A 25,520-nucleotide genomic window follows, 5' to 3' on the forward strand; every position below is an offset into this window, starting at 1 on the left:
ACAGGAACGCCCATGACCGTTCGCACGCTGAGCCCGCTCGATCGCCTGTTGGCCGGTTGCGAGCGCGCATTGGAGGCGATCGCCGGTTCGCCGCAGGCGCATCGCCGCTCGCCTGCATCCGGCCTCGCCGAAGCGGAACTGGACGATGCCGAGCGCCGCCATGCCGCCGGCCTGATGCGGATCAACCATACCGGCGAGGTCTGCGCGCAGGCGCTGTACTTCGGCCAGGCCGCACTGGCGCGCGACGCCGGCAACCGCCAACACCTGCTGCATGCGGCTGCCGAGGAAACCGATCACCTGGCCTGGTGCGCCCAGCGCCTGCAGCAGCTGCACAGCCGTCCGAGCCTGCTCAATCCGTTGTGGTATGCCGGCAGCTATGCGATCGGTGCCGCCGCTGCGCTGGCCGGCGATCCGGTCAGCCTCGGCTTCGTGGTCGAAACCGAGCGCCAGGTGGAAGCGCACCTGGCCGAACACCTGGAAAAGCTGCCGGCGCAGGACGAACGCTCACGCGCGGTGCTGACCCTGATGCAGGCCGACGAGATCCGCCATGCGCAGGCGGCGCAGCAGCGCGGCGGCATCGAACTGCCGTTCCCGCTGCCCCAGCTGATGCACGCCAGCTCGATGGTGATGAAGGCCGTTGCATATCGCGTGTAGGGCCAATAACTGTCGCCATTAAAAAACCCGCCTTTCGGCGGGTTTTTCGTCACATCAGGTTGCGGCCGTGGAACAGTTCTTCGATCTCGCGGCGCAGCAGTTGCTCGATACGCTGGCGTTCCTTGAACGAGAGGTCGTCGGCGTGGGCCTCGAACAGGTAGGTGTCGAGGTCGAAGTCCTTGATGTGCATCTTCGTGTGGAACATGTTTTCCTGGTACACGTTGACATCGAACATCTCGTACTTCTGGCGGATGTGCTTGGCCAGGTAGTCCTGCACCGAATTGATCTTGTGGTCGATGAAGTGCTTCTTGCCCTTGACGTCGCGGGTGAAGCCGCGCACCCGGTAGTCGGCGATCACGATGTCGGACTCGAAGCTGTCGATCAGGTAGTTCAACGCCTTCAGCGGCGAAATCACGCCACAGGTGGCCACGTCGATGTCCGCGCGGAACGTCGCGATGCCGTTGTGCGGATGCGTTTCCGGGTAGGTGTGGACGGTGATGTGGCTCTTGTCCATGTGCGCGACGACGGCACCGGAGATGGTGTCGCGGCCGAGCTTCTCGACCACCGGCTCCTCGGAGATCAGCATGGTCACCGAGGCGCCCTGCGGATCGTAATCCTGGCGCGCGATGTTGAGGATGTTCGCCCCGATGATCTCGGCCACGTCGGTGAGGATCTGGGTCAGGCGATCGGCGTCGTACTGCTCATCGATGTATTCGATATAGCGGCGGCGCTGCTCCTCGGACACCGCGTAGCAGATGTCGTAGATATTGAAGCTCAACGCTTTGGTCAGGTTGTTGAAACCCTGCAGGCGCAGACGGGGAAGTGGTTTGACCACAGCGGCTCTCCATGACCGGACATCCGGTCAGCAGTAGAGGCGGGTTAGCGACAAGGGTCCCCGCAGAATGGTGTGAAGCGCAGGCAGGTAGCCTGCACGACCCTTGTGAACGGTGCGCGACAAGCTCATCGCCACCGGAAGACTGCGAAGTATGCGGCAAAATGAAATGAAATTGAACCTTCGGCAAGCCGTCAGGGTTTGCCATAATGCCAAGCTTGCAAAGTGGTTACAGACACGCAAACCGCCGTCACTGCAACGGCCGCAGGAAAAACAAGCATCTTCGGGGATCATCGTGGCGCAACTTAAATACCAGCTCCAACAGGCTTTCGAGCGCTCCCAGGCTCCACTCGGCTTTGCTCCCGACCCTGCTGCGATGGAGCGCTTTCTCGGGCTATGCCATCGCCGCCGCTATCCCGGCAAGACCGCGATCATCCGGCCTGGCGACCCGGCCAACACGCTGTACTACGTCATCGAGGGCTCGCTGGCGGTATGCACCGAGGACGAGCAGGGTCGCGAACTGATCCTCGCCTATATCAGCCGCGGCCAATTCATCGGCGAGATGGGCCTGTTCGTGGAGCAGGCGCAGCGCGAGTCGATGGTGCGCACGCGCACCCCGTGCGAGATGGCCGAGATCAGCTACGAGCGCCTGTTCCAGCTGATGGAAGGTCCGCTGCGCGAGGAATGCCCGAAAATCCTGTTCGCGATCGGCGCCCAGCTCACCAACCGTCTTCTGCGCACCTCGCGCCAGGTCAGCCGGATGGCGTTCATGGACGTCACCAACCGCATCTCGCGCACACTGCTGGACCTGTGCCAGGAGCCGGATTCGATGACCCATCCGGACGGCACCCAGATCCGCATCTCGCGTCAGGAAGTGAGCCGAATCGTCGGCTGCTCGCGCGAAATGGTCGGCCGCGTGCTCAAGCAGCTGGAAGAGCAGCGGATGATCGACGTCTCCGGCAAGACCATCGTGGTGCGCGGCACCCGCTAGCGCGGCGCACGGTCGGAGACCGGCGCATAGATCATGTACACGTCGGCGCGCGCATAGTGCGAGCCGGCGCGTATCGTCGGCTGCAGCACGAAGCCGGCCTGCTCGTACATGCGCAGCGCGGGTTTCAGACTGCTGTTGGATTCGAGGAACAAGGTGTGGCCGCAACGCCGATGAAATTCGGCGATCGCCGCGTCCAGCAGCTGGCGACCGGCGCCCAGTCCGCGGAACGCTTCATCCACACCCATCTTGGAAAGTTCATAAACTCCGGGCGCTTCGTGCAGCAGGGCGCAAGTGCCGATGATCGCGTCGCCAAGCCGAGCAAAGAAGATCGCGCCACCCGGCGCAAGCACCAACTGCTCGGGATCGCGCAGCACCTGCTCATCGATCGGCTCGATCACGAAATGCTTCTTCAACCATGCGGCATTGAGCGTGTAGAAGTGTTCGCGCAGGCTCGGCTCGAACGGCACGATCTCGACCTTCGACTGTATCAACGTGGCGTACCTGATCAGAATCCGTGGGTGCAGCAGCAATGAACTTCAGAACCACTCGACGCGGGTAATCGCCCGGCCGAGTGCCTTCTCGACTTTCTTGCACAAGGCGGGCGTGCCGTTGACCAGCACCGCCTCGGTCGCCGGCTTCAGCATCGCCACGTCGAAGATCGAATCGCCATAGGCCACCTGCCATGCGGTGACGCCATGCCCGGCCAGCGCCTGCACCTTGCGCCGGCCCACGTTGTGCCGCAGCGGCCGCATGCCGAACCAGCCCGTGCGCAACTGCGAAGCCAGTATCTCCAGGTCGGTCAGCCCCAACTGCTGCAGGACGCCGCTCACCAGCGTGTGTTCGCAGCCGGTCACCACGATCACCCGATCGCCTTGGGCCTGATGACGGCGCAACGCCTGCAGGCCGTCACGGCAGAACTGCCGTGGCCGGCGTGCCAGGCTGGCTGCAAATGCATTCGCAGCGGCCTGGTAATGCCGCTCGCCCAGTCCGAGCAGCGCGATGCGCACCAGTACACGCGCCGGCAACCGGCGCGAGAACGGCAACTGCAGCAACAGCAGCGGCGTACTCAACAGCGCCAGCAACGGACGCCACCACGAACGGCGGTAGCGTTCGCGCATGAACAGGTAGAACGCATCGCCGTGCATCAGCACGCCGTCGAAGTCGAACAGCACCACGCGCGGCAATGCCGCGTCCACACCCACCGCATCGGCCGACACCGCCTGCGCCTCCCCCTTCAGCATGATGGTCACGGCGTGGCGAACAGCCGTCGCAATTCGCTGCCCGGATCCTCGGCGCGCATGAACGCCTCGCCGACCAGGAAGGCCTGAACGCCGCCTTCGCGCAGGCGCGCCACGTCTTCCGGGGTATGAATGCCCGATTCGGCCACCAGCACGCGGTCGTACTCGATCAGCCCCTGCAGCTCCAGCGAGACCTCCAGTGCGGTCTCGAAGCTGCGGAGGTTGCGGTTGTTGACGCCGATCAACGGCACCGGCAGCGCCATCGCGCGCTCCAGCTCCTCCTCGTCGTGCACTTCGCACAGCACATCGAGGTCGAGCTCGGCGGCGAGCAGCGACAGCTGCAGCAGCACGTCGTCGTCAAGCGCGGAGACAATCAGCAGGATGCAGTCGGCTCCGATCGCGCGGGCCTCGTACACCTGGTACGGATCGATGATGAAATCCTTGCGCAGCAGCGGCAGCGAACATGCCGCGCGGGCCTGTTGCAGAAAGGCCTCGCTGCCCTGGAAAAAATCGCTGTCGGTCAACACCGACAGGCAGGCCGCACCGGCTTTTTCGTAGCTCTTCGCGATCGCCGACGGATCGAAGTTCGCGCGGATCACGCCCTTGCTGGGGCTGGCCTTCTTCACCTCGGCGATCACCGCCGGCAGGCCGGCCGCGATCTTCGCCTCGATCGCGGCGGCAAAGCCGCGGGTATCCGGCAGCTCCGCAATGCGCGCCTTCAGTTCGCTCAACGGCAGCTTCATCTGGCGTTCGGCAATCTCTTCCGCCTTGCGGGCAAGAATACGATTGAGGATGTCGGTCATGGCATCTCGCTAGTCGATGTAGGGGGCGCGCTCCATGCACGGGGTATTCCGATCCTGCCACTTTGCAGGCCCGGGCGCACCCGATGGCGCATCTAGCCCATCTCGGCAAGGCGCCGGGTGGTCGCCACGAAGGCCAGCATTTTCGCATGCGCCGCGCCGCTGGCAATCGTGGCACGTGCCAGCTCGATGCCATCGTCGATAGAACCGACCACATCGGCCGTGTACAGCGCCGCACCGGCATTCAGGCAGACAATGTCGTGCGGGATGCCGCGCTGGCCTCCCAGCGCCTCCAGCAGCATCGCCTTCGACTCGTTCACGTTGTCCACCCGCAGGTTGCGGCTGGAAGCCATGGCCAGGCCATAGTCTTCCGGTTCGATCTCGTATTCGCGCACCACGCCGTTGCGCAACTCGCCGACCAGGGTCGCCGCGCCCAGCGAGATCTCGTCCATGCCGTCGCGTCCCCACACCACCATCGCATGCTGCGCGCCAAGCTGCTGCAGCACACGCACCTGAATACCGACCAGGTCGGGATGGAACACGCCCATCAAGATGTTCGGCGCACCGGCTGGGTTGGTCAGCGGGCCAAGGATGTTGAACAGCGTGCGCACGCCCATTTCCTTGCGCACCGGCGCCACTACCTTCATCGCCGGGTGGTGGTTCGGCGCGAACATGAAGCCGATCCCCGTCCCGGCCATGCACTCGGCCACTCGCGCCGGCGTCAGGTCGATCGAGGCACCGAGCGCCTCCAGCACGTCCGCACTGCCGGATTTCGACGACACGCTGCGTCCGCCATGCTTGGCCACCCGTGCGCCCGCCGCCGCCGCGACGAACATCGACGCGGTGGAGATATTGAAGCTGGAAGCGCCGTCGCCGCCGGTGCCGACGATGTCCAGCAGATGCTCGCTGTCGCCGGTGACCGGCACGTTGGCCGACAGCTCGCGCATCACGCGCGCCGCGCCGGTGATCTCGCCTATGGTCTCTTTCTTCACGCGCAGGCCGGTGATGATCGCCGCCGTCATCAGGGGGCTCACCTCGCCGCGCATGATCTGGCGCATCAGCGCGATCATCTCGTCATGGAAGATCTCGCGGTGCTCGATCGTGCGCTGCAAAGCCTCCTGCGGCGTGATCGTGATGTCTCGGCCGCCTTTGCCGATCACGTCCGCGCTCATGCGGCCAGCCGCAGCGGCAGGCCGAGGAAATTGCGCAGCAGATCGTGGCCATGCTGGGTCAGGATCGACTCGGGATGAAACTGCACGCCTTCCACCGGCAGCGTCTTGTGCCGCAGGCCCATGATCTCGTCGATCGAGCCGTCCGGGTTTTCCGTCCACGCGGTCACTTCAAGGCAGTCCGGGAGCGACGACTGCTCCACCACCAGCGAGTGATAGCGCGTCGCCTCGAACGGATCCGGCAGGCCGGCGAACACGCCCTGCCCCCGATGGCGCACCGGCGAGGTCTTGCCATGCATGATCCGCTTGGCGCGGATCACTTTGCCGCCGAACACCTGGCCAATCGCCTGGTGACCGAGGCACACGCCGAACACCGGAATCTCACTGGACAACTCGCGCAGCACATCCAGCGACACGCCCGAATCATCCGGCGTGCCCGGCCCCGGCGAAATCATGATGTGCGAGGGCTTCAGCGCACGGATGCCGGCGATATCCAGCGCATCGTTGCGCACCACCTTCACCTGCTGCCCCAGTTCGCCCAGGTACTGCACGAGGTTGAAGGTGAAGCTGTCGTAGTTGTCGATCATCAGGAGCATATGCGATGTATCTCTTTGTTTTAATTCATTGTCATTACAGTAAAACAGAATTCATACCCGCATAGATACCCGCAAATTCCGTTGATACCCTGCGCAGATGACCCATACCCGCTCCAAGGCGTCATTTTTGCACGTGTCCACATCTAGCCGAACAAAACAGCGTCCGCCGTGCACGCTTCCTGCGGACAGTCCTGCTCGCTCAATTTGCGCACCCCCACTAGCCAACAGACCGAAGGTCGCATATCCACGGCGGACCCTCAAGAAGGCTGTCGCGCTTCACTCGCGAGGGGTCCGAGTCGTGATGCCGATCCTGCCGATATAGACCTTCAGGACAGACGAGCCACCGTTACGGCATTGCCCAAAGTTGCCTGTGCGAGATCCGTGAGATGCTGGTGATGGGTGAAGTAAACGACCTGCGTGCGGCGCGCCAGTTCGCCCAAGGCGGTGAAACCTGCCGCCGCGCGGGTGTCATCGAAATTCACAAACAGATCGTCAGCCACGAAGGGGAGCGGCGTGCGGCCTTCGTCCAAGTGCAGTTCCAACCCTGCCAAGCGCAATGCCAGATACAGCTGGTCGCGCGTCCCTTCGCTCAAAGCCGCCATGGTTCGCGGCATCTGTGAATCTCTTCCCAAAACGAGGAGCTGAGGGTTCCGGGGGTTCGAATCATCAACCAACAGTCGCGTGTGCGCCCCACAAGTCACGATCTGCAGGTAACGCTCGGCCGCTGCCACCAGAGGCGATTGGTGGTCCTCCCTGAATCGTCCGATGGCCCAATCCAGCAACTGCTGCTGGATCAAGCATCGAACATGTTCGTCCAGCGCCCGATTCCACGCGAGGGTCGCACTGGCACGCTCACTCATCGCAAGCACAGCAGCGTCCGATGGTGTCACGCCGTCTACGGCCTTCTCTGCGAAGCGCAGTGCCGCCACGGCCTCCCCGTAGCGTGTCTCGATCCCCTCAACCTCCTGGTTCAGCGCGTCAATCTCAACCATCAGGTCGTCGGCGTCCACCCCCTCGGCCTCCGAACGAAGCGTTTCGATCGAACGCCCATCTTCCGCCTGCATTAACGTGCGTCGTTTCTCATCACGCGCTGCTACCGCACGATCCCACTCGTCCCGAGCGTTGGCAAGTACGCTGAATTCGTCAAAATCAGCTACCTCAAGTTGCGCATAGTGGGCCTGCAGTTGATCGTCCATCTCCTTCAACTGGCCAGAGACGTCATTCAATTTGAGTTGACGCTCACCCATTCGCTCCTCGATGGTCTCGTGTTTGCGCGCCAGAGCGACATGTGATTCGCTCAACGTCACCAGCGACTCCAGCATCGCTTGCCAAGAGCCTACTGTCGGCTCTCCTATCCGTGCCGCCAGCTCTCGCACCTTGTTCTCATACTTATCCAGATCACGGCGCATGGGATTGATGCGGGCTTCGTCGCGCTCATGGAACTCACGGGCCTTGGTCCGTAACGCCTCGATGCGTCGCCCCGCGTCGCGAGCCCACTCAGCTGACAGCGTCTCGGCGAGGCCCGCCATACTCAAGACCTCACGCAACGTCTTCGCGTGCTTGGTGGCCTCTGCCTCCAGCGCGGCTATACGTGCAGCCGACTCTTCAAGGAGACGCGCACCTTCGTCTCCACGCCGTTTCAGGCTAGCCGCTGCACTTTGCTGTTTCTCACATTCACCCAGGACGCGCTTACCTTCGGTCAACACGGCATCAATAGGCACCAGCGGGTCGTCGCCCCATGGCTGCTGTGGAAGCGCCAAGTGCCCGAGAATATCCATGGCGAGCGGAACAAGGGCATCAAGCGTTTTTCGGTGGCTCTTGGCGCGCGACCGATGCGCGGTATCGGAAGCACGCACCGCTCGATACTCGCTCAACCACGAGCCATAATTCTCCATATCCACGGCTGGTAGCCCGGCAGCCTGACACAAGCTTTCCCAACCACCCACTACCTCCAGCTGCTTACTTTTCGCCGACTCTACCGCCGCCCGCGCCGCCTTCGCTCGTGCCATACACGCCACGTGGTCTGCACGCAGACTATCTAGCTCGTGGGCCGCACTGGCCTTGTCGAAGCGCCGATCGCTCAACGCATCTGCTTCGGTTACCAGTGGCCGATACTTAGACACGGCAACGGCGTCCGGCGATCCATTAGAAATGAGCTCATCCAAGGCAGAATCTCGCTCGCGCCGCAGTTGCATTAGCGCATCGAGACTTGGAATATCCGACTGCTCCATCTCGGCCAGCCGCGCTTCCAGGCCGACGCGGGTATCCTCACACTCTTCGACAAGACGCCCCTGCGTGACGACGCTCTCAGCCAATTTCCGCTGCTCGCGCACGATATCTTTGGCCACGGCCTCCTTCGGCGGGTCAAACTCGGCGTCGAGGTCCTCGGGGGACAGTCCCAGCACCACCCGGCGTTCCGTCAGGCTGCTTGCTTCAACAGCCAGCTGATCGCGCCGAGCCCGCAGCTCGCCGAGATTGGCTGTCGTTTCCAGGGCATACAAGCAACGACGCAGCGGTTCAGGGTCCTCAGCGCTAAGTTCGGCGATGTCGGCCAGCAAAGCCGCCTGCGTTTCTACTGCCGCCTCATGACCGGAACTCAGGTCCCGGCGCCGCGTTTCCAGCTCGGTCATCGCCGTGGCCGCCGCCGCAATGGCACTGATCTGCGCGAGCGTGGGTAATCGCGTATATAAGCCATCGAGCGATTCTCCGGCCATGCCCAGCACCGCTAGTTCCTGCTCGATTTCTGGTCGCAGCTGCTCGCGCTGCGCGATCCTCTTTGGAATGTCCTCCAGCGTCTTGAGCGCTTGACTGCGTAGCAGTTCGAGTTCCTTGACGTCAGGCGCAGCGGCGACCACCTCTGGTCGGACACTTATCGTGTTTCGATCGCGCTCGTCGGCCTCCTGCGCCCTGACCAACCCAGCACGGCGTTCGCTTAACGTCTGCCTTTCGCTGTATCCCTTCGTAACCTCCGTCCGTAGTTCGTTGCCTACAACCATCGGCTCCGTGCTAGCCAGCTGCGATTCCAGCTCGTCGTAGTCGCGCAATTGCGGCAGGGTCCTGGCTATCCGTGTCCTGCCAGTCAAATAAGCGCGTTTCGCACGTCGGTCGCTATCGATCTCCTCCAGCTGCCGCTGTGCCTCACTCCGCGCCTTTTGCAACACACGATAGGCAGGCTCCTTGTGCTCATGTTGACGCAGGGACGCGGACGCCAGTTCAAACCGCTCTTTCGCCTTAGCAAACGCCGTACTCTGCCGGCGCGACGAGTATGCCTCGGCCGCTTCGTCGTTCAAGCGACGGGACATTTCGGTATAAGTGGTCAGGCCCGCCGCTGCCTCAAACAACGTCCTGCTCGCGTTCGCATCAGGATCGAGCATTTCTCGTGCACCCGCGACAAGTTCATCCCTGCCAAGTGCAAACAGGCGCTCGAACGTGGCGCGGTCTATCCCACCTAGGCGCGCTAGCCACGTCGCCTCGTCGAACACGCCCTGGCCCTCAACCGTCAAAGAGTCCCGGCGCTTCGTGTTGCGCGTCACCCGCAAGGATTGATCAGCAACCAACACATCGGCAGCGAGGATGATGCCTGGCCTTGGGTGCAGATAGGCCTGGCTGGTTTGTAGTGGGACGCCAAACAGAAAATCGACGATAGCTTGCCGCATCGACGACTTCCCTGCTTCATTGGGGCCGTAGACCAACAACACGGAGGGTGCTGCGGGGAACTCAAGCTTCTGCAAGTCAAACTTGCCGTAAGCAGTGGCCTCGAACGTCTGGAATCGCATTACTCGATCGTCCGCAATCGGGTGCGCAGCTGCTCGGCCGCATCGTTGATTGCCGTATCCAACTCATCGTTGGCGATTTGCTCCAAAAGCGATTCCGTGGATGTCTCCGACGGTTTACGCTTGCTCAGCACCGCTTGCAGGTTGTCCCGGAGTGTCCCCATGAATGCCGGATCTCCGGCTGCCTGCGCAAAGTAGGCGTCTAGGGAAGCGATCGCGTCCTGGGCCTCGCCCGTTCCACTCGCCGCCGGCCGCGCGCGCAGATGGAATTCAGTGCCCTCCAGAGTGACCTGATCCTCGAACTGGGCGAACAAGCCTTCCATCTCATCCCGTAGCATGGTCTTGGACCGGCACAGCGACGGATGTACCGTCGTGTCAAGACGCAAAACCACACGCATGGCCAAGTGCCGCCCGTCAGCCCCGTCGCTCGCCGATTCAATGGCCTTTCGCACTTCCCCAACCAAGGCGGCTAGCGTCTGCACCGATGCCGGCACGACCATGTCGAGCAGGTGGAACCGCAGGACATCCATGGCCACGAATTCTGGCGCACCCAGGTGCCCGTCTTCGATGGGTACGGACACCGCGCCACGTGCACCCAGTTCCTTTATGTGCAGCCCCTGCAGGTTGCCTGGGAAGACTATGTAAGGGTCTGTCGCAAGCATCTTGTACTGATGCACATGCCCCAACGCCCAATAGTCGTAACCATGCCCCTTCAGCTGCTCCAGCGTGCACGGCGCGTAGGGCGAATGTGGCGGTGAGCCTGCTAGCGCGGTGTGCAACACCCCGATGTTCACGCAACCGGTTACCGGGCGTGGGTACGCACTGGCCAAGTTCTCGCGCGTGTCGGCCTGAGCGAAACTCTGGCCATGCAGATGGATGTGCAACGGCTCAAACTCAAACGACTGTGGGGAGCGCGCCGAAAAGAGCCGTACGTTGTCTGGCGGCACCAACGTCTTGGGCATCGCCGACTCCGCGTCGTGGTTCCCATGCAACAGGTATACCGGCACCCCGCGTGACCTCAAGCGACCGACCTGTTGATGGAAGAACAGGCCCGTGCTCACGTCCTTCCACGCGCCGTCGTAGACATCGCCGGCCAGGACCAGGAACGCCGCATCCGACTCGATGACGTAGTCGATCAGGCGGATAAATGCCAGGCGCGGTGCGAGCACAAACGGATGCGTCGCCCGGCCATCCAGTAGCGCTGGCAAGCTTCGATCCAGGTGAATGTCGGCAGCGTGGACGAAATGCGCCATGGGCAAAGTCTAGTGAGTGTGTGAATCAAGGTAACCCAAGCAAGCACCCGTCGTCATGTTGCCCTCTTCCGGTAGCTCGCGGGCAATGTTGCGAACCTCCGCTTTCGGCCGATTCGGAATTGGACAGTGCGTTGGCGACGATAGGCAAAGTGACCACTAATTAGGCTGGCGATTGCGTCTAGGCTAGGTCGGCGTCCTGAAGGATGGCGTTTAACAAGTACCCGCAACACCTCAATCGATGGCCGCCGACGAGCGGCGGTGATGTGCAAGAATGGCCAGACTTGGCAAGCAGCGACCTTCAGGGGCGAAAGCAACAACATGGCAGGTTCTGACGGTGAAATCCTGACACTCGACGAGGTTGCCGCCTTCCTGAAGGCCGGCAAACGCACGGTCTATCGGCTCGCTCAGAACGGACAAATTCCCGCGTTCAAGTTGGGTGGGACGTGGCGCTTCCGTCGCTCAGAACTCGATAGCTGGATCGACGCCAACAGCAATCAGCGCAAACCCATCGGCAAGGCGCAGCGCTGATGGAGATCATCGACAACATCAACCGGCTGCTCGGTGACGACCTCAAGCAAAGCCTCAAACCGGGGGCCAAGCTCAAAGTCGCCGCATCCTGCTTTTCGATGTACGCCTACGAGGCCTTGAAGGCAGAGCTGGAGAAGATTGACGAACTGAGCTTTATCTTCACCACGCCTACGTTCGTCGCCGACGAAGTGACCGACAAAATCCGTCGGGAGCGGCGCGAGTTTCAAATCTCCAAGCTGGATCGCGAGCGCAGCCTCTACGGCAGCGAGTTCGAGATTCAGTTGCGCAACAAGCTCACTCAGCGCGCTATTGCGAAGGAATGCGCTGATTGGCTACTGCGTAAAGCCAGGTTCAAGAGCAACCGCAGCAAGGCTCCGATGCAGCAGTTCGTCTGTGCCCAGTCGATGGGTGCAGACACGGCTTATATGCCCCTACATGGCTTTACAGCCGTCGACCTGGGTTACCAGCAAGGCAATGCCGTCTCCAACTTCGTCAACAAGATCGACGAGCCGACCCTTACAGCTCAGTACTTGAGCCTGTTCGAGCAAATCTGGAACGACCCGGAAAAGCTCGAAGATGTCACCGCGCAGATTTGCGACCAAATCGCCTCGGTGTATCAGGAGAACTCGCCGGAAAGCATCTACTTCCTGATGCTCTACAACATCTTCAACGAGTTCCTGGACGACATCGACGAAGACGTGCTGCCGAACGACCGCACGGGCTACCAGGACACGTTGATCTGGAACAAGCTGTTCAACTACCAGAAAGATGCCGCCACCGGCATCATCAACAAGCTGGAAACGTACAGCGGCTGCATCCTGGCCGACAGCGTGGGTCTGGGCAAAACCTTCACCGCGCTGGCGGTCATCAAGTACTACGAGCTGCGCAACAAATCCGTGCTGGTTCTCTGCCCCAAGAAGCTGGCGGACAACTGGCTCAACTACAACCGCAATCTCAAGACCAACCTCTTTGCCCGTGACCGCTTCAGCTATGAAGTGCTTTGTCACACCGACCTGAGCCGTACCAGCGGCGAATCGTTCGGCACACCGTTGAACCGCATCAACTGGGGCAACTACGATCTGGTCGTCATCGACGAGTCGCACAACTTCCGCAACAACGATGCCTATAAGGACAAGGAAACCCGCTACCAGAAGCTGATGAACAAGGTGATCCGGGAGGGCGTAAAGACCAAGGTGCTCATGCTCTCGGCCACACCGGTGAACAACCGATTCGCCGACCTGCGCAACCAGCTGGCGCTGGCCTACGAAGGTGATTCGGAAAACCTCAGCAAAAAGCTGCGCACCAGCAAATCGGTCGAGGAAGTCTTCCGCAACGCCCAGAAAGCCTTCAACACCTGGTCGAAACTGCCGTCAGAAGAACGCACTCCGCGCGCGATCCTGGATGCTCTGGATTTCGATTTCTTCGAGTTGTTGGACAGCGTGACTATCGCGCGCTCGCGCAAGCATATTCAGACCTTCTACGACACCAAGGACATCGGCCCCTTCCCCGAACGGCGCAAGCCCTTGTCGTTCCATTGCCCCTTGACCGAGCGGCCGGACGTGATGGGCTTCAATGAGATATTTGAACAGCTGTCCCGACTCAAACTCGCCGTGTACGCCCCTATCAGTTACATCCTTCCTAGCCGTCTGAAGAAGTACGAGGAGATGTACGACACCAAGGTCGGCAGCAAGGGCACACTGCGTCAGGTCGACCGTGAGAAGAGCCTGCAGGCGCTGCTGACGGTGAATCTCCTCAAGCGGCTGGAAAGCTCCGTAGCCTCGTTCCGGCTCACGCTGGAATCCCTGCGCAGGAATCACCAAGGTACGCTGGCCAAGATCGTAGCCTTCAACCAAACCGGCAGCGCCACCAGCGTGGGTGACCTGACTGACGTGCTGGAAGATCTGGATGCCGAGGACGATGAGCTGGTCGATTTGGATGAGAGCGACAACCTCATCGGCGGCAAGGTCAAGATCAGCCTCGCCGATATGGACTTGCCGTCCTGGGAACACGAACTGAAGCTCGATCTAGACGTCATCGAGACGCTGCTGGCCTCGATGAACAAGATCACTTCTGACGACGACGCCAAGCTCCAGCATCTGAAAGCGCTTGTGCTGGAAAAGATCGCCCACCCGATCAATCCCGGTAACAAGAAGATTCTGATCTTCACCGCCTTCGCCGACACGGCGGACTACCTGTACGCGAATCTGGCTCCCGAACTGCTGACCAGCCAGCATCTGCACTCGGCCAAGGTCACGGGCAAAGGCACACCCAAGTCCACGTTGGCGAAGGGCTACGACTTCCAGGAACTGCTCACGCTCTTCTCGCCGCGCGCCAAGGAGAAGGCTGTCGTGATGCCCAATGAACCGGCGGAGGTCGATCTGCTGATCGGCACCGACTGTATTTCTGAAGGCCAGAACCTGCAGGACTGCGACTACGTCATCAACTACGACATCCACTGGAATCCGGTGCGCATCATCCAGCGCTTCGGTCGCGTGGACCGCATCGGCTCACCCAACAGCAGCATCCAGTTGGTCAACTACTGGCCCGACATTTCGCTGGACGAATACATCAACCTCAAGGAGCGCGTCGAAAGCCGGATGATGATCGCCGACGTCACCGCCACCGGCGACGACAACGTCCTCTCCGCGCAAGCCAACGACGTGTCTTATCGCAAGGAGCAACTACGTCGCCTGCAAGAGGAAGTGATCGAGCTGGAAGACCTGAAGACCGGCGTCTCCATCACTGACCTCGGCCTCAATGACTTTCGCATGGACCTGCTGAACTACGTCAAGGCCCATGGTGACCTCGACAAGACACCCAACGGCATGCACGCCATCGTGCCTGCCAACTTCGATCTGGGGCTGCACCCCGGCGTGATCTTCACCCTGCGTAATCGCAATTCGGCCGTGAACCCGCCCGCCAGCTTGCCCCAGCACAACAGGCTTCACCCTTACTACCTCGTCTACATCAATCACGAAGGCGAAGTCATCCACGACCACACCGAGGTAAAGCGCCTGCTCGACCTGGCGCGAGCCTGCTGCAAAGGCCAGCCGCAGCCCTTCGTGGAGCTGTGCCACCGTTTCAATCAGGAAACGGCGGACGGCCGCAAGATGCAGACCTACTCTGACCTACTAGGCAAGGCCATTCATTCGATGATCGAGGTCAAGGAAGAAAAGGATCTGGATAGCCTGTTCACTGGCGGCAAGACGACGGCGCTAACGCACACCATCTCCGGGCTGGACGACTTCGAGCTGATCGCCTTTCTTGTCGTGCTGAAAGCTGCATGACCCGGCACGTACATACAGCCCTGTTCGCCTATCCCGGCAAGGCCGCCTTCGGGCGCGTCGTCCCTAAGGCCAAGCTTTACGAACACGGCACAGTCGGCGCCCGTCTCAAAGGCCTGTTCGCCGAACAGGTCGAGCAGATCGTGTGGCAATACAAGCTGGCACCTGAAACCACCAATTTGTCTGCTTCACCCGGCGCACCGGAGATCCAGGTATTCAGCATGCGGCTCAGGGCGTCGGAGCTTCACCATGACATCCTGCAGTGCATCGACAAGGCCATTTCGTTTCCCCTCCTGTTCGAGCTGCATTACGAGGATCGTCTTCAAGTTGTCGCCTGCTACAAGCGCCCCAGCGAAGCCGAGGCCAGCCGCTGGGTATGCTCGGACTATTTCGCTACCGATTGGATTGCAGCGGAGAGCCCACGCGCTGCCCTGCCGGTCGCGCTGAATCTGGGCGGGCTGTACGAGCAGTTGCTGCATGCGCTGATCCCGCTGACCCATCGCCCGAAAGAGTCGTTGTCCGATCTGGTCGAACGTGTGAGCAAGGTGCGTATGCTGCGGAAAGAGATGGACAAGGCAGTCTCGCAGCTTGCGACAGAGAGGCAGTTCAATCGTAAGGTGACGATCAACGCTACGGCGCGAGAGCTAAAGCACAACCTGAAGTTGCTGGAGAGTGGCGAATGAGCGAGGCGGAGATGAGCATACCGACCACGGCACGCACATATGACGCCGCCATCCAAAGCCGAGCCGACGGCAAGTTCATCAGCCGCTTCAAGGAACAGACGCGGATTATGTTCGCCACCAATTACGGCGGGCCGTTTTTCGCGATATCCCGTCTTGCCCCCGAGATCTACGCCAAGCCAAACGTCAACCTTCTGCTTGCCGACGCCGGCGGCTGGTACGCGGAGGCGGGCGGGCGCTGGCTCACGCTCTACGCCAAGGCACTACAGCCAGCGCGCAAGCACACCATCACTGTGTGCTCATCCAGGCGTCCCGAGTACGGTAAGGCTCCCAAGCCAATCCTGTTCCAGCCCCCCCAACAAGTACTGCTGAAGAGCTGGGACAAGCATCTGCAGGGCCTGGATACCCTGCCAGATCTCACAGTGCTTCCTGTTCCGGACGATTTCGAGCGTACGGTAGCGCTAGTGGAGTCGCTGCGCACGATTACCGCCGGCCACAAGGCCCTGATCTCGTGTCATCTCCGTGCCCAGGCGCTCCTCGTGGGCGCGCTATTCCGCGCCTACGGATTCGAAACCAGCCCAATTGTTGGATTCGATCTCGCCGACGGCGAACCCCAACATCTAGCGCAGGGCACCTGGTGGTTGTCGGCCATTGTTCCGACGAAGGAACACGCTACCGAGCCCGCCAAGGAAGTCATTGATGAGCTCGGCCTTACCTTCCACTGTCTGCGAAGCCAGGTCGCTCAAGGGGCGACAAAGGAGGATGCCGCCCTGGTCGCAGCCACAATTGCCACGCGAGCCACCGTCTCTGTGGAGGGAAAGGACATCCGTGCTGTCCGCATTCCACCGCTTGGTGGCATCGACCTTGATACGGGGCGATTTTTCAACGTCACCGAAGAAGCCAAAGGCAAACTTCTAGTTTGGGACACGCTGACAACGGGTACTGATCTCTTGACCCAAGCGCCCGCGGAAGACAAGGACAATTCGGCAGACGAGGATCGCCTCAACCTGATGCTCTGGGTCGCGAAAGTGCTGGCTGAACTCGACAAGCGCGAGCCCGATGAACCCGCGATCAGTCCTGCGCTTCAAGGCCCCGACCAAGAAATGGCAGTTGATGGCAAGTCTGACGGGCTCCAAAAGCAACCCGTAGCAGATGGCGCCGTTGACGCCGACGCTAAGCACCCTGGCGAAGTTCGATCCGACACCATACCCGCGACGCGTCCGCAGCGACCGCGCCTCTCGCGACACGCTGGCGCCATCAACGTGCTCGCTCTCGCTGCGCGACTGGGACGCGCTGGGCAGCGCACGGAGAAGACCTTCGACACGACCAGGGCACGCATCCTGCTCTGGCTGAAAAGCAAGGGCTTCCATGCCACCGATCCGATGGGCAACAACCACATTGAGTCGCTGGACGGCGAGGTGACGATCGAGAGCGATGGCACACGCATCTGGTCGCTGCGCTTCGACGACCGCCGGTCCATGGAACAGGGCGCCATCTGGCGCGTGGAAGCAACACTCATCAATGGCGCTCAACCAGCCATGGGCCTGCGCTTGATTCAGGTTCGAAGCACCGAGGAAGCGCCCCTTCCGGTAGCCAGCGGCGTCCCACAAGTTGTCGCGGACATCGCCAAGGACATCGGCCTGATGGATGCGGGCACCGCCTTACTCAACACGGCCACGCATCTGTCCGGCGAGGAAGATGCACCACGTCTTATCCAGCTGCTCCTCAACGCCGAGCGTATCCAGCCCGTCATCGTGATCGCTGGCGATATCGACGCTTCGGCTGACCGCCTGGCCAGGCGCCTCACCGGCGTGGCCCACATCGTCTGCATCGACACGCCTATCTCGCATCAGCTTGTCCGACGGCTTGGCCGTGAGCGCTCGGTCTACGGCCATGCCGTGCGTTTGTACCGACCCGGATTCAACGCCGAAGCCGACCCTTACCTGCATCCGGTATGGCCCCTGAAAACCAACCAGTTGCCCAAGTGGCTGGTCAACGACCTCTTCGAGGAGGCTTGCGCCACCAGTACGGCCGCCGAGGATCTGGACGAACGCGTCCCACCTTTCCAGGCCATACGCCAACACCTAGCCGCCGAACGCGTCCGCAGCTCGGAAGCGCGACTGGCGACCTTGCGAGAACAGGCCACCCATGCCGCAGCCTCGAAGGATGAGCAGATCAGCCAACTGCAGGCCATTCGTGAAGAGCTGGAATCTGCACTGGCTGCGCATCGAGCCACGGCCACCGAGTTTGACGCACAGATGGCCGAGCTGCGGAAGGAACTTCAGGCAACCCGCCGCGAACGCGATGATGCCCGCGAGGAAATTCGCCGGAGCCACTACCAATTCCACGCCCAGTGGAGTGAAAACGAAGAGCTAGAAACGGGAGCGGCCGACGAGAGCTATTACCCCGATACCTGGGACGAGCTGGAGGAGTGGGTGGAGATCTACGGCGAGGGCAAGCTCGAATTGCACCCCAAGGCCGCCAAAGCCGCGCGCGAGTCGCCCTTCAAGGACATCCCCCTAGCCTACAAAGCGATGGAATACTTGGTGCGCCACTACGTCCCCATGCGTACCCGTAGTACGGACGACAACGAGGCCTACCAGCGTAGCAAGCAGGCGCTGGCCGAGCTGGGTCTGGAAGAGTCGGACGTGGGCACCGCAGACGAGATCAAGCGTTATAAGAAGGAATATCAACGGCAATATGGCGAAAAGATCGTCACATTGGACAGACACCTCAAGCGCGGCGTCGGCTTCGGTGGCGACTTCCAATTCAGGCTTTACTTCTACTACGACGACAAGTCAGCCAAGGTACTGGTTGGTCACATGCCTACGCACCTGACCAACCGCCTCACCCACAACGGCTGACGTTATTGACGGCGGCCAAAAGCAACAACGCAAATGGAACACACATGGACAAACTGAAGATGCACTCGCCCGACCTCAGCCAGGACAACATCGCGCGGGTACGCGCGCTGTTCCCGGACTGCGTGACCGAGGCCAAGGGCGCGGATGGCGGCGTGCGGCTGGCGGTTGACTTCGACCAGCTCAGGCAGACCTTGTCCGAATCGCTGGTGGAAGGGCCGCAGGAGCGCTACCAGCTCAACTGGCCGGGCAAGCGCGAGGCGCTTCTAACGGCGAATGCACCGATTGCCAAGACCCTGCGGCCTTGCCGCGAGGAGAGTGTGGACTTCGACACAACGAAGAACCTGTTTATCGAGGGCGACAATCTGGAGGCGCTCAAGCTGCTGCAGGAGACGTATCTGGGCAAGATCAAGATGATCTATATCGACCCGCCCTATAACACGGGTAACGACTTTATCTACAGGGACGATTTCAGCAGCGACAGCTCGAACTACATGCAGCAGTCCGAGCAGGCGGATTCTGAGGGCGGGCGACTGGTTGCGAACACTGAAGCAAATGGTCGCTTCCACTCAGATTGGTTGAGCATGATTTTTTCGAGGCTGAGGCTTGCGCGCAACCTTCTGTGCGCCGAGGGCGCCATCCTCATCTCGATTGACGACAACGAGGTGGACAACCTACGAAAAGTCTGCAATGAAGTTTTCGGCGAGGAGAATTTCGTCGCCCAAGTCGTCTGGCAGCGCTCCAAGAAAGGCGACTCAAAACTCATTGCCAAAGTGCATGAATACGTTCTGTGCTATGTCCGCGACAAGCAAGCGGTGCTTGCGAATGGACACTGGCGTCGTCCGAAGGAAGGAGCTGACCAGGTTCTCGCCAAGTACGCCGAATTTAGGGAACAGCTTAAGAACAATCACGAAGCCATTCGCACTGAAATGCAAGCTTGGTACAAGCAACTGCCGAATGGCGACCCACGAAAGGCCCACAAACACTACAACTGGTCGGATGATCGCGGCCTCTACTTTGCCGCAGACTTCGCGGGCCCAGACGATGGACGCGAATCCAGGCCGCGACATGACATTTTTCATCCTGTCACTGGCAAATCATGCAAAAAGCCATCGACCGGATGGCGGTGGGATGAAGAGAAGACGAAATGGGCACTAGCCCAAAATCCTCCGCGAATCCACTTTGGCTCTGACGAAACCACGATTCCCAACCGCAAGAGCTATCTGTTCGAAATCGACAGCGAGCCCTACTCTTCCGTGTTCTACCGAGATGGTCGTTCCGCGACGCTTGAGGTTGAAGAGCTTGTCGGCAAAGGCTGGTTTCCGTTCCCAAAGAACACTGACGTGTTAACTGAATTGATCGAACTGGTAACCAAGCCTGACGACATCATCCTGGACTTCTTTGCCGGCTCCGGGAGCACCGGACACGCGGTCATGAAAGTTAACATGACCCATGGCTCTAAGCGGCGGTTCGTGCTTGCTCAGATTCCCGAAGCAACCGGTCGGACTGGGTACAGCACCATTGCCGAGATTACCAAGGAGCGACTGCGGAAGGCCGGAATGAAAATAGCCGAGAACCGAAGCATCGCTAATCTCGATACCGGCTTCCGCGTCCTCAAGATCGACACCTCCAACATGGCCGACGTGTACTACACGCCAGACACCATGACCCAGGAAGGTCTGTTCGCAGCGGTGGACAACATCAAGCCCGAACGCAGCGCCTTCGACCTGTTGTTCCAGGTGATGCTTGACTGGGGTGTGGACCTGGCCCTGCCCATCGAGAAGAAGGTGATTCAGGGCAAGGACACGTACTTGGTGGACGGCAACGCACTGGCCGCTTGTTTTGATAACGCGGGCGGTATCGACGACGCCTTCGCGAAGGAGCTGGCCACGAACCAGCCGCTGCGCGCCGTATTCCGGGATGCCGGTTTCAAGGACAGCACGGTGAAGATCAACATCGAACAGATCTTCAAGCTGCTGTCGCCCGCCACCGAAGTGAAGTGCCTGTGAGGTGGTGTCATGGAGCATGTTGAACTAACGCGATTGCTGGACGGCCTGATCGCCACCTGGGAAAACGAGGTGGCGGAGTTCAAGCAGGCCAACGACAACTTCAGCACCGACGACATCGGCAAGTATTTCTCCGCGTTGGCCAACGAGGCTAATTTGCGCGGAGCCGACTTCGGCTGGCTGGTATTTGGTGTGAACAATCAAAGTCGCTCTGTCGTCGGCACCACATACCGGCAAGAGGCTGAGCGCCTGCACCAGTTGAAGATGCAGATCACCCAGAACACTGATCCTCGCCTGACCTTCCGCGACATCCACGAGCTCCAGCACACCGACGGTCGCGTCTTGTTGTTCCAGATTCCGGCTGCGCCCCGCGGCATTGCCATTTCGTGGAAGGGGCACTACTACGCTCGCGCTGGGGAAAGCCTGGTCTCTTTGGGCCTGGACAAGTTGGACGAAATCCGCAACCAGACCCTTACATTGGACTGGACGGCTCAGTTCGTTACTACGGCAACGCTGGACGACCTGGACGAAGCTGCCGTGCGCAAGGCGCGCGAATCCTTCGCCCAGAAGCACGCCAACAGCTTCGCCCCGGAAGACGTTGCAAAGTGGCCGCTGGAAACCTTCCTCGACCGTGCGCGTGTCACCCGGGATGGCCAAATCACCCGCACCACCTTGCTCTTGCTGGGCAAGGCCGAATCGGCCCACCACCTCTCGCCCCACCCTGCACAACTGACGTGGAACCTGGTCGGACAGGAGCGCGCCTACGAGCACTTCGGCCCGCCCTTCCTGCTGAGCAGCACACGCCTGTACCAGCGCATTCGCAATATTCAGCTGCGCATCCTGCCGCAAGACGAACTGGTGCCAGTGGAAGTGGCCAAGTACGACCAGAAGATCGTGCTGGAATCCCTGCACAACTGCATCGCGCATCAGGACTACGCCCGCAACGGGCGTGTAGTAGTCACGGAGCTGCCGGACCGGCTGGTGTTCGAGAACGAAGGCGCGTTCTTTGAAGGGCAACCAGGCGACTACATCGACGGCACCCGTACCCCCCGACGTTATCGCAACCCTTTTCTCGCCCAGGCGATGGCCGAGCTGAACATGATCGACACCATGGGCTACGGCATCCACGACATGTACGTACGCCAGGCAAAGCGCTATTTCCCGATGCCTGACTACGACCTTGGCGACACCGCGGCCGTGAAGATGACGATCTACGGTGGCGTGGTCGACCCGGCTTACAGCCGCCTGCTGATCCAGCGTACCGATCTGTCACTGGCCGACGTGCTGGCGCTGGATCGGGTGCAGAAGAAACTGCCGATCCCAGACGAGGCCGCTGCACGCCTGCGCAAGGGTGGGCTGATCGAGGGCCGCAAGCCGAAGTACTTCGTTTCAGCCGAGGTTGCCAAGGCAACCGCAAGCGTCGCCGATTACATCCGCACGCGCGCCCAGGACGACGACTATTACGCCAAGCTCATTACCGACTACCTGACGTTGAAGGGCTCAGCGAGCCGCGCCGAAATCAACAAGCTACTGATGGACAAGCTGAGCGACGCGTTGAACGACAAGCAGAAGGACAACAAGATCGCCAACCTACTGACCAACCTGCGACGCAAGGGGCGTATCCGCAACACCGGCAGCCGTGGGCACCCGGTATGGCTGCTTGCAGAATGATAGCGCGTGTCGCTCACACAGAACTGCTTATAGATCAATTACTTACTCCTTTCTGCAAGTAGAGCTTGCAGAAGCCTTGCAGAAAGGAACGCTCGCAGGAACACCATGAAGCTCAAGTTCAAAATCCAGCCCTATCAGACCGCCGCCGTGCAGGCGGTGGTGGACTGTTTTGCCGGCCAGCCACCTGCCAGCGCCCGCGCTGTGAGCTACCGCATCGACCCGGGCAAGCAGACCAAGGGCCAGACCATCGGCAGCACCGTGGGCGGCGGCGATGGCTTCAGGAATGCCGACTTGCTGCTGACCGATCAGGCCCTACTTGAGAACGTCCAGAAGGTGCAGCACAGCCAGAACCTCAGCGCATCCACGGCGCTCACCAAGACCAAGGTCTCAGCGGTGAATCTCGACATCGAGATGGAAACCGGCACCGGCAAGACCTACTGCTACATCAAGACCGTTTTCGAGCTGAACCGACAGTTCGGCTGGAGCAAGTTCGTCATCGTGGTGCCCTCCATCGCCATCCGCGAGGGCGTTGCCAAGTCACTGGCGATCACCGCCGACCACTTCCAGGAAACCTACAGCAAGAAGGTCCGGTTCTTCATCTACAACTCCAAGCAGCTGCACCAGTTGGAGAGCTTTTCGTCGGATGCCGGCATCAACGTGATGGTCATCAACGTGCAGGCCTTCAACGCCACCGGCAAGGACAACCGACGCATCTACGAGGAGCTGGACGATTTCCAGTCACGCAAGCCCATCGACGTCATCAGCGCCAACCGGCCCATTCTGATTCTGGACGAACCACAGAAGATGGAAGGTGCGGCGACGCTCAAGTCACTGGAGGCGTTCAAGGCCTTGATGGTGCTGCGCTACTCAGCCACCCACAAGACCCGCCATAACCAGGTGCATCGTCTCGACGCGCTGGATGCCTATAACCAGAAGCTGGTGAAGAAGATCGCGGTGCGCGGCATCACCATGAAAGGGCTGACCGGCACGAATGCCTATCTGTACCTGCAGTCCATCGAGGTTTCGAGCAAGAAGCCACCTGAAGCCCGCGTGGAGTTCGAGCAGAAGCTCGCCGGCGGCAAGATCAAGCGCACGATGCGCAAGCTGAAGAAGAGCGACAACCTGTTCACGCTCTCCGACGAGCTGGACCAATACCGCCAGGGCTTCGTCGTCTCCGACATCAACGCCAACACCGACACCCTTAGCTTCACCAACGGCGTGGAACTGACCGTGGGCGATGCGACGGGCGACGTGAACGAGGCCATGCTGCGCCGCATCCAGATCCGCGAGGCAATCAAGGCGCACTTCGACAAGGAACAGGCCTTGTTCTCGCAGGACGTAAAGGTGCTGAGCCTGTTCTTCATCGACGAGGTGGCGAAGTATCGCGACTACACCGTGGCCGACACCAAAGGCGAATACGCGCGCATCTTCGAAGAGGAATACCAGCTGTATTTGAACGAGGTACTCGGGCTGGAGGAAACGCCCTGGAGCAAGTACCTCAAGGGCATCGCAACGGAGAAGACCCACAGCGGCTACTTCTCCATCGACAAGAAGACCAAGCACCTCACCGACCCCACCGTGGCGAAGCGCGGCGAGAATGCGGGTCAGTCCGACGATGTAGACGCCTACGACCTGATCCTCAAGGACAAGGAGCGCCTGCTGTCGCTCACCGAGCCGGTACGCTTCATCTTCTCGCACTCCGCGCTGCGCGAAGGCTGGGACAACCCCAACGTATTCGTGATCTGCGCCCTCAAGCACAGCGACAACACCGTCTCGCGCCGCCAGGAAGTGGGTCGAGGACTGCGCCTCGCCGTGAACCAGCAAGGCGATCGCATGGACAACCCGGTCACCGTCCACGACATCAACCTGCTCACCGTAGTGGCCAGCGAGAGCTACAAGGATTTCGTAGCCGGTTTGCAGGAGGACATGACCAAGGCGCTGTCCGAGCGCCCGCGCAAGGCTGATGAGCGCTACTTCGCCGGCAAGGTGCTCAAGACCGAACAGGGCGAGGTATCCGTCACGCCGGCCATGGCGAAGCAGATCTACAAGTACCTGCTCAAGAACGATTACACCGACGACAACGACAGCATCACGAACGTATACCACCAGGCTAAAAAAGATGGTGCCTTGGCCGAACTGCCAGCAGAGCTGCGTCCGTACGAGGCACAGGTCGTCATGCTGATCGACAGTGTCTTCAGCGCAGCGCAACTGCCCGACATCGACGATGGCCGCAAGCCTAAGCGCAATCCGCTCAACGCAAATTTCGACAAGCAGGAGTTCAAGGCGCTATGGAACCGCATCAACCGCAAGGCGGCCTACAGCGTGCATTTCGACAGCGATGAGCTGGTGAAGAAGGCCGTGAGCACGATCAACGATCGGGCCGACAGTGTCGGCCTGCGGGTGACACCGCTGCAATACGTGATCGTCAGTGGTGAGCAGGAAGACGCGGTGGATCGTGACCAGCTCGAAAGCGGAAAGAGTTTCCGCGTCGGCGAGAGCGTGGTCGAGAATCATCGTGCCTCTGTCCATTCCGACGTGCGTTACGACCTGATCGGCAAGCTCGCCGAAGGAACCAAGCTCACCCGGCGCACGGTGGCCGATATCCTCAAGGGAATGAACACCGCGGTCTTCGCGCAGTACAGGCTCAACCCTGAGAGTTTCATCGCCGAGGCCATCCGGCTCATCAACGAGCAGAAGGCCACCATGATCGTTGAGCACCTGGCTTACGACCCGGTGGAGGAACGCTACGACACGGACATCTTCACGGCCGGGATGACCAAGCAGGACTTCACCCACGCTGGTGACAAGCTCAAGCACCACATCTACGACTACGTGCTGACCGACTCGAAGGTCGAACGTGACTTCGTCACCGAGCTGGACACCAGCAGCGACGTGGTCGTCTACGCCAAGCTGCCGCGTGGCTTCCTGATCCCCACCCCGGTAGGCGACTACAACCCCGACTGGGCCATCAGCTTCAAGGAAGGCCAAGTCAAGCATGTCTACTTCGTGGCGGAAACCAAGGGTTCCATGTCCAAGATGGAATTGCGCCAGATCGAGGAGACCAAGATCGAGTGCGCCAGCAAGTTCTTCGACGAAATGAACCGGCGATACGCACCCCAGAACGTCAAGTACGAGGTGGTGGACAGCTTCAGCAAACTGATGGAGATGGTGAAGTGACAACGAA

General features: G+C 60.6%; 17 protein-coding genes. 9 read left to right on the plus strand and 8 right to left on the minus strand.

All coding sequences use genetic code 11. The annotated features are described in order from the left end of the window. Positions 1 to 12 precede the first annotated feature (12 nt). On the plus strand, positions 13 to 654 hold the full coding sequence (coq7, locus tag BUA26_RS05970) for a 2-polyprenyl-3-methyl-6-methoxy-1,4-benzoquinone monooxygenase (protein WP_072758727.1): 642 nt from the start codon (positions 13 to 15) through the stop codon (positions 652 to 654). Positions 655 to 703: 49 nt separating this feature from the next. On the opposite strand, the gene speD is transcribed toward coq7, so the two are convergent. After that, complete coding sequence (gene speD / locus BUA26_RS05975) at positions 704 to 1,489, minus strand: adenosylmethionine decarboxylase (RefSeq protein WP_072758729.1); 786 nt, start codon at positions 1,487 to 1,489, stop codon at positions 704 to 706. 286 nt (positions 1,490 to 1,775) lie between these two features. Between speD and crp the strand changes: the two genes are divergently transcribed. Further along, positions 1,776 to 2,477, plus strand: a complete 702-nt coding sequence (crp, locus tag BUA26_RS05980) for a cAMP-activated global transcriptional regulator CRP (RefSeq protein ID WP_178368575.1) — start codon at positions 1,776 to 1,778, stop codon at positions 2,475 to 2,477. On the opposite strand, the gene BUA26_RS05985 is transcribed toward crp, so the two are convergent. From BUA26_RS05985 to BUA26_RS06015, 7 genes are all read right to left on the minus strand, one after another. Further along, complete coding sequence (locus tag BUA26_RS05985; protein ID WP_255368177.1) at positions 2,474 to 2,968, minus strand: GNAT family N-acetyltransferase; 495 nt, start codon at positions 2,966 to 2,968, stop codon at positions 2,474 to 2,476. The two genes, crp and BUA26_RS05985, sit on opposite strands and share 4 nt — an antisense overlap. A 45-nt stretch (positions 2,969 to 3,013) precedes the next feature. Then, positions 3,014 to 3,718: an HAD family hydrolase gene (locus BUA26_RS05990; RefSeq protein WP_072760109.1), complete on the minus strand. Its 705-nt coding sequence runs from the start codon at positions 3,716 to 3,718 to the stop codon at positions 3,014 to 3,016. A 5-nt stretch (positions 3,719 to 3,723) separates the two neighbouring features. Further along, the gene (gene trpC, locus BUA26_RS05995) at positions 3,724 to 4,518 is read right to left on the minus strand and encodes an indole-3-glycerol phosphate synthase TrpC (protein WP_072758733.1); all 795 of its coding nucleotides are present in this window, start codon (positions 4,516 to 4,518) and stop codon (positions 3,724 to 3,726) included. A gap of 92 nt (positions 4,519 to 4,610) precedes the next feature. Further along, complete coding sequence (gene trpD, locus BUA26_RS06000) at positions 4,611 to 5,687, minus strand: anthranilate phosphoribosyltransferase (RefSeq protein ID WP_072758735.1); 1,077 nt, start codon at positions 5,685 to 5,687, stop codon at positions 4,611 to 4,613. Then, on the minus strand, positions 5,684 to 6,280 hold the full coding sequence (locus BUA26_RS06005) for an anthranilate synthase component II (RefSeq protein ID WP_072758737.1): 597 nt from the start codon (positions 6,278 to 6,280) through the stop codon (positions 5,684 to 5,686). Before BUA26_RS06005 ends, trpD begins: the two co-directional genes overlap by 4 nt. A 326-nt stretch (positions 6,281 to 6,606) precedes the next feature. After that, positions 6,607 to 10,056 (minus strand): AAA family ATPase, encoded by a 3,450-nt coding sequence (locus tag BUA26_RS06010; protein ID WP_072758739.1) that lies wholly within the window; start codon positions 10,054 to 10,056, stop codon positions 6,607 to 6,609. Further along, positions 10,056 to 11,306, minus strand: a complete 1,251-nt coding sequence (locus tag BUA26_RS06015) for a metallophosphoesterase family protein (RefSeq protein WP_072758741.1) — start codon at positions 11,304 to 11,306, stop codon at positions 10,056 to 10,058. Before BUA26_RS06015 ends, BUA26_RS06010 begins: the two co-directional genes overlap by 1 nt. Before the next feature lie 318 nt (positions 11,307 to 11,624). On the opposite strand from BUA26_RS06015, the gene BUA26_RS06020 reads away from it, so the two are divergent. From BUA26_RS06020 to BUA26_RS06050, 7 genes are all read left to right on the plus strand, one after another. Further along, the gene (locus tag BUA26_RS06020; protein ID WP_072760111.1) at positions 11,625 to 11,834 is read left to right on the plus strand and encodes a helix-turn-helix domain-containing protein; all 210 of its coding nucleotides are present in this window, start codon (positions 11,625 to 11,627) and stop codon (positions 11,832 to 11,834) included. After that, positions 11,834 to 15,121, plus strand: coding sequence for a helicase-related protein (locus BUA26_RS06025; protein WP_072758743.1), 3,288 nt, complete (start codon positions 11,834 to 11,836; stop codon positions 15,119 to 15,121). Before BUA26_RS06020 ends, BUA26_RS06025 begins: the two co-directional genes overlap by 1 nt. Next, positions 15,118 to 15,801, plus strand: a complete 684-nt coding sequence (locus tag BUA26_RS06030; protein ID WP_072758745.1) for a DUF4391 domain-containing protein — start codon at positions 15,118 to 15,120, stop codon at positions 15,799 to 15,801. Before BUA26_RS06025 ends, BUA26_RS06030 begins: the two co-directional genes overlap by 4 nt. Then, positions 15,798 to 18,662 carry a hypothetical protein gene (locus tag BUA26_RS06035; protein WP_072758747.1) on the plus strand — a complete coding sequence of 955 codons (2,865 nt, stop codon included), beginning with the start codon at positions 15,798 to 15,800 and terminating at the stop codon, positions 18,660 to 18,662. Before BUA26_RS06030 ends, BUA26_RS06035 begins: the two co-directional genes overlap by 4 nt. 44 nt (positions 18,663 to 18,706) lie before the next feature. Then, entirely contained in the window at positions 18,707 to 20,668 is a 1,962-nt protein-coding gene (locus tag BUA26_RS06040) for a site-specific DNA-methyltransferase (protein WP_072758749.1), read from the plus strand. A 9-nt stretch (positions 20,669 to 20,677) separates the two neighbouring features. Beyond that, positions 20,678 to 22,336 carry an RNA-binding domain-containing protein gene (locus BUA26_RS06045; RefSeq protein ID WP_072758751.1) on the plus strand — a complete coding sequence of 553 codons (1,659 nt, stop codon included), beginning with the start codon at positions 20,678 to 20,680 and terminating at the stop codon, positions 22,334 to 22,336. 105 nt (positions 22,337 to 22,441) lie between these two features. Further along, positions 22,442 to 25,513, plus strand: coding sequence for a type III restriction-modification system endonuclease (locus BUA26_RS06050; RefSeq protein ID WP_072758753.1), 3,072 nt, complete (start codon positions 22,442 to 22,444; stop codon positions 25,511 to 25,513). The last annotated feature ends 7 nt before the right edge of the window (positions 25,514 to 25,520 follow it).

This window comes from Rhodanobacter sp. OK091 (assembly GCF_900142825.1).
In the GTDB taxonomy this organism is placed as follows: domain Bacteria; phylum Pseudomonadota; class Gammaproteobacteria; order Xanthomonadales; family Rhodanobacteraceae; genus Rhodanobacter.